Raw genomic sequence first — 7832 nt, 5'->3', positions numbered from 1 at the left:
GCAATCCAGAATCACCAGTTCGTAGCTTTCCCCCAGCGGGGCAATGAGCTGCTTCAGACGGTTTTTGGCGCCGCCATTCTCAATCAGCTTGATATCCGCATTGCGCATGGACAGGTCGGCGGGGATCGCATCCAGGTTAGCCCAGCGGGTTTCCCGCTTCAGGCGGCCAATGGGCTGCTTGCCCTTGATCAGATTGGCGGCCTTGTAGCCATCGCCATCGTCCACTCCCAGGTAAAAGCTGGCGGCCCCTTGCGGGTCCAGGTCCCAGAGCAGGGTGCGATGTTTCCAGCGGGCAGCATGCCAGGCCACGTTGACTGCGGTGGTGGTTTTACCTACGCCCCCTTTCAGGTTGTAAAAGGCAATGGTTTGCATGGCGTCCCTTTCCTGTAAGCTTTGAGAGTGGAGTGCCCGGGGCTCCCGTCTGCCTGCCCGTGCGACCCGCCATTATAGCGGCCCCGGCCGCGTTATAGGCTGGGCTCAGGCTAGCACGAACCGGTTAAATGTCCCATGTCTCGCCTGCGCTGGGCTCCCGGGCCACTGGGCTGGCTTGTGATCAGGGCAGTCAGGCGCTTTAATAGCCCTCCACAGGCACGGCCCGGCGGGCCGGAATTACAAAGAAAGAGGTCTCGATCAGGGTGAGCGCGACAGCCAACAAACGCTATCAAGTCTTTATCAGCGCCACGTTTCCCGATATGCAGGGAGCGCGCCAGGCACTGATGCTGCCGATGCTGGAGCACGGGCTGATTCCTACCGGTTTGGACAGTGCGGCGGCGGACGGCAATACCCTGTTGCCGGTGATCCAGAAACTGATCGAAACCAGTGACTATTTCATCCTGATTGTGGGCGGCCGTTACGGCACCCTGTCGCCCATGGGGCTTAGCGAGATCCATCGCGAGTACATTTTCGCCGCCACCAAGCGCAAACCGATTGTTGCCTTTATCCACGAAAACCCCTCCGCGTTGCCGGAAGCACAGCGGGAGCCGACCCGTGACGGTCAGGTGCGCCGTGACGATTTTGTGCGCCTGCTGGAAGAGAAGGTGACCTGCTACCGCTGGAGCACTGAAGCGGGCCTGAATGAGCTGGCTGCCAAGGTCATTCCCCACCTGATGCGTGAGCACCATGCAGTGGGGTGGGTGCGTGCCGATCAGGCGGGTGAGGGCGGTGGTGCCCAGGCGGAGGCGCTCAAGGCGCGCATTGAACTGTTGGAAAAAGAGCGCGAAGAATCGCTCAGTCAGGCGCGCCCCCCCTTGAAAACCCTGGCCCGTGCCGGAGACCAGGTGGCGCTGGATTATTCCTGCAATGTGTATGAAGGCGGTGACTGCAAGCTGGCCATGGTAACCACCAAAATTAGCTGGGATCAGGCCTTTTCCTGTGTGGCGCCGTTGATGTTGAACCCGGCGGCGGAACCGGTGTTGCAGAAGGCGCTGGAAGATTTTATCGGCCGCAAGGCGCTGGGGGATGTGCAGAACGATTTCCCTCGAGCCCACGCCGTGCGTAATGTGGTGCTGGCAGCCCATGCCTTTAATCAGGTGAAAATCCATCTGCGGGCGTTGGGGCTGATTGCCCGGTCAGCGGAGAAAGACACTCGCGGCCTGCCTCTCTGGCAACTGACCGCCCATGGCGATAACACCATGAGCCAGGTGATGGCAGTCAAGCGCACGGTGAAAATTTAATTAATAGTTAATAATGAATAACGTCGCAGACACGGTTTTTCAGGTCTGGAAGCAAAGAGGCCGCGCCCAAAGTTTGGGCGCGGCCTCTTGCGTTTTAAACTGCTAATAACTGGCTCGCGCCAGTTATTAATTATTCATTATTAACTATTAATTCGTCCCCAACTTTCCCTTGATGAACGCCACCACCTCATCCACCGGCACCTCGGTCTTGTCCGCATCCTTACGCCCTTTGTATTCCAGTACGCCGTTGTCCATGCCGCGTTCGGCGATGACGATGCGATGGGGGATGCCGATCAGTTCGCTGTCAGCCAGTTTGACGCCCAGGCGCTCCTTCTCGCGGTCATCGAAGATCACCTCAATACCGGCAGCGGTGAGCTCGGCGTAGAGCGTTTCTGCCAGTTCCCGTTCCCGGGGGCTCTTCTTGATGTTCACCGGAATCAGGGCCACCTGGAACGGGGCAATGGCTTGTGGCCAGATGATGCCCCGGTCGTCGTTGTTCTGTTCAATGGCGGCGGCGACCACGCGGGTTACGCCGATGCCGTAGCAGCCCATGGGCATCACCACGGATTTGCCATTTTCATCCAGCACGGTAGCGCCGAGCGCTTCAGAGTACTTGGTGCCGAGCTGGAAGATATGCCCCACCTCGATGCCGCGTTTGATGCTCAGGGTGCCGGCGCCATCGGGGCTGGGATCGCCATCTACCACATTACGCAGGTCGGCGATTTGCGGCAGGGCCACGTCTCGTTCCCAGTTGATGTTGAAGTGGTGTTTGCCATCTTCATTGGCGCCGGCACCGAAGTCGCTCATCACAGCCACGCTGCGATCCGCAATCACGGTGATCGGCAGGCCCACCGGGCCCAGTGAACCGGGGCCTGCGCCCACGACGTTGCGAATGGCGTCTTCGCTGGCGAATTCCAGTGGCGCGGCCACGGCGTCCAGCTTCTCGGCCTTGATGTCGTTCAGTTCGTGGTCGCCGCGTACCAGCAGGGCTACCAGTTGGCCTTCCTCGGCGCCTTTCACGACCAGTGTCTTGATGGTCTTCTCGATGGGCAGATCGAACTGTGCCACCAGTTCCTCAATGGTTCTGGCATTGGGGGTATCCACCGTTTCCATGGCGGCGCCGGGCGCCGGGCGCTCGATGGCAGGGGCCAGCGCTTCCGCCAGTTCCACATTGGCGGCGTAGTCGGAGCCATCGGAGAAGGCGATGTCGTCCTCGCCGGATTCGGCCAGTACATGGAATTCGTGGCTGGCGGCGCCGCCGATGGCGCCGGTATCGGCTTCCACCGGGCGATAATCCAGGCCCAGCCGATCAAAGATGGCGCAGTAGGCGCGGTGCATGATCTGGTAGGTCTCTGCCAGGGAATCCATGTTGGTATGGAAGGAATAGGCATCCTTCATGATGAATTCCCGCGAGCGCATGATGCCGAAACGTGGGCGAATTTCGTCACGGAACTTGGTCTGAATCTGGTAGAAGTTGGCCGGCAACTGTTTGTAGCTGTGCAGCTCGTTGCGCACCATGTCGGTGATCACTTCTTCATGGGTCGGGCCCAGGCAGAAGGGATTGTTGTGGCGGTCGGTAATGCGCAGCAGCTCCGGGCCATAGGCCGGCGCCCGGCCGGATTCTTCCCACAGTTCCATGGGTTGCACCACCGGCATCAGCACTTCCTGCGCCCCGGCCCGGTCCATTTCCTCACGGATAACCTGTTCTACCTTGCGCAGCACCCGCAACCCGGATGGCAACCAGGTATAAAGGCCGGAAGCCAGTTTGCGCACCATGCCGGCACGCAGCATCAGCTGGTGGCTGGTCACAACGGCGTCCGCCGGGGTTTCTTTCACGGTAGCAAGCAAGTATTGGGAGGTGCGCATAAAGGGTGTCTTCGGCCAGTTAATTCGATAGCCCTCCATTCTATGGGCAAAGGGCATTGCTAACCAGTCATCCGGCGTTTCCGGCACTGTGTTTATGCGGTGCGCTCTCGTATGCTTGAGGTTTTACCGTATTGATTGAGAGATGGATATGCTGAATGCGCAGCAGGTGCAGGATGTGATTTACCAGGGCCTGCCAGCGGCCTCTGAAGAAGGGCTGCGGATTGAGGAAGTGGGGGCGCGGCGGGCGCGGGTGCGTTCGCCGTTCCGGCCGTCGACCTTGCGCCCCGGTGGCAGTATCTCCGGGCCGACCATGATGGGGTTAGCGGATGCGGCCATGTACGCGGCGATTCTGGGAGAGCTGGGCCGGGTGGAAATGGCGGTGACACAGAATCTGAATATTAATTTCCTGTCACGCCCGGCGCCGGCGGACCTGATCGCCGAGGTGGTGATTCTGCGGCTGGGCCGTCGTGCTGCGGTGTTGGAAGTGCAGCTGTTCAGTGAGGGCAACGATGAAATGGTTGCCCATGTCACCGGGACCTATGCGTTGCCGAGTAGTTGAAAGGATCGAGTTGAAAGTTGAAAAGCGCGGTGTGGATGGATTGTCGCAGGACGAACGTTATCACCGCGCTGTTTTGCAGGAGTTTGGTGGCTAGTGTGGAGCCGTAGCGGCGTATCATCACAGGCACCAATCTTCAAAGATTGTTTCTGTTTCCCTTTTCAACTTTTCACTTTGAACTTTCAACAGAGTTTCGCGGGCAGGGCGGTCACGGTGTGGCACTGTCCCAACCCGCGTTGCAGCTTGATGCTTGTAGCTTCCCGCGTTCTTTTACCTCAACTCTTTTTCCCAGATTAGATCGATGCTGTTCGATTCACTGCTGGAGCGGGCCTCAAGGTGCAGGCTGCGAGTCAGGGTATAGCGCAGGATGACGGTGGAAATGGCGTCGAACAGGCCCACCGCGTAGGTGAGATACAACCGTTCGGACAGCTGTTTGCCGAGCATCAGTGCCGCGTCGTCGCTTTCCCAGTCGCTACCCACGCTGATGTCATCCACACCGAGTTTATCGCCGATTTTTTCGGTAACACCGCTGCCTTTTTCCAGCCCGTATAACGCCAGGGCCTGGGCAATTTGGTTGCCCTCGCTCTTGGAGCCACTTTCCAGTGGGCGCCCGGTGAGCAGGTAAGACATGGCCTGGCTTTGTTCCATGCCGGGATCGGAAAACAGAGATGCACTGGGTTCTTGCAGGGTGCCACTTAACTGCACACCCACCACTACGCCTTCGCTGGGGATTTTTCGGATGGCGCGAATATCCAGGCCGGGGTTGTCCGGTGGCCCCTGGAATATTAGCTGGCCGTCGCTGATGGCCAGATTCTGCCCGTAAGCCCGGTAACGCCCTTCACGAATCACCAGCTCGCCATTGAGTTGCGGTGGCCGCTGGGGTTTCTGCTCAACCTGCAGGGTGCCGCCGAGCATGGCGTCGAGCCCGAAACCCTTGAAGTGAACCTTGTCGCCTAGTGTCAGGGTCACATCCATGCCCAGTGGCAGTTGGCTGGGGCTGTCCCCTTCCTGATGGACCAGCACCTGATCGTTGCTGACGGTGATGGCGCCTTCCGGAATTTCCACTGGGCGGATTTCGGCTTCCGGGATGGCCAGGGAGCCGGTCAGGTTCAGTCCTTCCTGGTCGCCTGCCAGGGTCAGATCCGGCGTTAGCAGGATGCGGGCATCGGGCCGGTCAGCGGCAAGCAAACGCTCGCCGCCGAGTGTCAGTTGCAGGGGGATGTTTTTATCGCTGGGGTCCACCGTGCCGTTCAGACGCAGAGTGCCTGTGCCCATTTGCGCGGAGCCGGTGATGTCCAGTTTGCCCTGGGGGTTGCCCTGGATCGCCACTTGCAAGTCGGCGATATCGATCCCGAGAAAAGGAATCAGTGCTTGCCCGTCTTGCAGCTTGATGGCGCCGTTCATGATGGGCTGGCGAACCGTGCCGGCCAGGGAAAAGTCGCCGCGAATACGACCTTGCACTTCACGCAGGTCGGCGGTGAACAGTTCCACAAACGCCAGACTGCTCAAAGTGAAATCCACCTCACCTTGCAGCGAGGAATCCAGCTCCAGCCCGTGCTCCAGTTGTGCCCGGGCGTTGCCCAGCGCGGTGGTCAGGGTCAGGTTGCTGCTGAGTCGTTGATCGGCGAGCGTGCCTTGCACGGTGAGCGTTTCGATCTCCACCGGGGGCGGGGCATCTGCGGTGTTAACGGTGATCTTCGCGTCCCGGGTTTGCAGGGAGAATTGGCCGTCGGGCTTGTCCAGCGAACCGTGCAGGGTGAGATCGGCATTCACGGCGCCCTCCATGGTCAGGGTGGGGCCGAGCAGGCTATTGGCCAGGGCCAGCGGCAGGTCGGCCAGATGTACCTCTGCGTTCACGTTGTCCTGGCCGTTGGAAGTGTGGCTGCCTTGCAGGCACAGCTGGCTGGGGGCCTGTACCAGACAGAACGGGGCCAGTGATTGCGATTGGGCAGAGACACGCAAGCTGCTGTCCGTGTCTTGTTGCCACTGCCCCAGGCGAGTGTGTTGCAGCCGGGTATCGGAGAGGGTGCCTTGCCAAGTGGTGCTTGCCGGGTCGAGGCCGCCATGCAAGCGGGTTTCCAGGGTTACCTCGTTGCGGCTTGCCTCGGCCTTGAGCTGATGCCGGGCCCAGTTGCCGTTGGCGGTGACAGTGAGGGTGCTGACCTCTTCGGTGCTGCCCTGCGTGATCTGGTTGCCGCTCAGGCTTAGCGCCATGTCACCCCGGTGTGAAGTTTGCGGCAGGCGCAGTTGGGAGAAACGGCTTTGCAGTTGGGCTATCTGCCAGTCCTGCCAGCCCAGAGTGTTGCCAGTGAGCTGGCCGCTGAGTGCCGGGTCGCTATAGGTGCCCTGGAGCTGAACCTGGCCAGCCAGGTTCCCGCTCAGCCCCGGATACAATTGCTGCAGGCGTGCCAGTGTCAGGTCGCTGCGGAGTTGCCACTGTGGCCATACCTGGCCGCTGGCCTGCAGCTGGTTGTCCCCCCAGCTACCCTGGGTGTTCAAGTGCAATTGTTGTTTGTCATCGGGTGTCTGGCTTTGCAGGGTGCTGGTGAATGACAGTGCCTGCTGGCGCACCTGGCCGCGCAACGACAGCTCACTGGGCGACAGGGTCCAGCGATCGCCGTCCCACTGCCCCTGGCTGTGGCCGTCGATGGCCAGTTGACCGGGGAAGAGTGGGTGCAGCAGGGCGGTGTTGAGATCGCCACTGAGGTCCAGATCCCAGCTTAATGGGCTGAACATCACCTGGCCGTTGCTGGCCAGCGTCTGGTCGCCGTCCTGTACGGTGAATTCATGCAGGGTAATGCCGCCGGGAATGAGGGCGCTGTCCACGGTAATGGCCACATTGCGCTCACCGCTGGACAGGCCGGTGTGGCCGCTCAGGCGCAGTGCGTCGAGCGGGCCGCTTGTGTCCAGTTCGCCTTTGCCCAGTGATAGAGGTTGCGGCAAGGCAAGCGGCAACGCCTGGGCTGGCCAGCGATGGTGCAGGGCAATTTGCCATTGTTCATCCTTGAGCCGCCACTCCCCCTGACTTTGCATTTCCACCGGGCCGGTAAGCTGATGGTGCAGCTGAAGTTGGCTCAGTGGGCCCGCCAGGGTGAGTTGGCCGCTGGCCCGTTGTGCCTGCAGGGTATTGTTGTCGGGCAGTGGCAGCTGCCAGCTTGCCGTGCCTTGCACATCGAAGGGGGCCGTCAATTTGCCCTGGGCGGTGGCCTGCACCGTGGTATCGGCCAAGGTGTGAGTGTGCAGGCGGGCGATCTGGAAGCTTCGCCAGGCCGCGAGGCTGTCTGCTTCCAGCTTGCTGACCAGTACCGTGTCGTTCAGTTGAAAGGCATCCATGGTTAACCGGTCGATACGTATCCCGAAGGGCAGTGCCAGGCTCTCTGGCAGGGCCGCCGGTTGCGGCTCGGTGTTGTCTCCGGGCGCAAGCGTAATGTGCAGGGTGCCAAGGGACAGGCGCTCCAGTTCCAGCCAGCCACTGAGCAGGGCTCGCGGCACCATATCGGCGCTGACCTGGTCCAGGGTCACGGTGAGCCCCTGATAGCGATAGTCGATGTCATTGAGGGTGATGCCGCTGAGCAGGCTGCCGTGCCACTCGCCCAGGCTGAGTTCGCCGGGGATAAAGGGGGAGGCTTTTTCCAGTAGCCAGCGGTTGCCGGTGGCGGTGCCCAGCAGCAGCGTCAGGCCCAGCAGACAGGCCAGCAACAGGCTGAGTAATACCAGCAAGCCGCGGGCCAGGACGG

The 7832-nt window shown here is 60.8% G+C and carries 5 protein-coding genes; 2 read left to right on the top strand and 3 right to left on the bottom strand.

What is annotated here, in order from left to right; genetic code table 11:
- Positions 1–372, bottom strand: a 372-nt coding sequence (locus A3730_RS17070) for a ParA family protein (protein ID WP_156501235.1), incomplete at its 3' end; no start/stop codon positions are given.
- A 263-nt stretch (positions 373–635) separates the two neighbouring features.
- Here A3730_RS17070 and A3730_RS17065 point away from each other — a divergent pair.
- Entirely contained in the window at positions 636–1673 is a 1038-nt protein-coding gene (locus A3730_RS17065; protein WP_063538521.1) for a DUF4062 domain-containing protein, read from the top strand.
- 147 nt (positions 1674–1820) lie between these two features.
- Here the strand turns inward: A3730_RS17065 and A3730_RS17060 are convergent, their stop codons facing one another.
- Positions 1821–3539, bottom strand: a complete 1719-nt coding sequence (locus A3730_RS17060; protein ID WP_063538519.1) for a proline--tRNA ligase — start codon at positions 3537–3539, stop codon at positions 1821–1823.
- Between the two features lie 148 nt (positions 3540–3687).
- On the opposite strand from A3730_RS17060, the gene A3730_RS17055 reads away from it, so the two are divergent.
- Complete coding sequence (locus A3730_RS17055; protein ID WP_063520706.1) at positions 3688–4098, top strand: PaaI family thioesterase; 411 nt, start codon at positions 3688–3690, stop codon at positions 4096–4098.
- 267 nt (positions 4099–4365) lie between these two features.
- Here the strand turns inward: A3730_RS17055 and A3730_RS17050 are convergent.
- The coding region (locus tag A3730_RS17050; protein ID WP_063538517.1) for a translocation/assembly module TamB domain-containing protein at positions 4366–7832 on the bottom strand (3467 nt) is incomplete at its 5' end.

It is taken from the genome of Alcanivorax sp. HI0044 (genome assembly GCF_001634945.1).
This window is presented reverse-complemented; position numbering and strand designations above follow the sequence as displayed.

Bases quoted from the DNA above. Each gene is read 5' to 3' on its own strand.
- A3730_RS17060 (WP_063538519.1), bottom strand. From the start codon at position 3,539: ATGCGCACCTCCCAATACTTGCTTGCTACCGTGAAAGAAACCCCGGCG.
- A3730_RS17055 (WP_063520706.1), top strand. From the start codon at position 3,688: ATGCTGAATGCGCAGCAGGTGCAGGATGTGATTTACCAGGGCCTGCCA.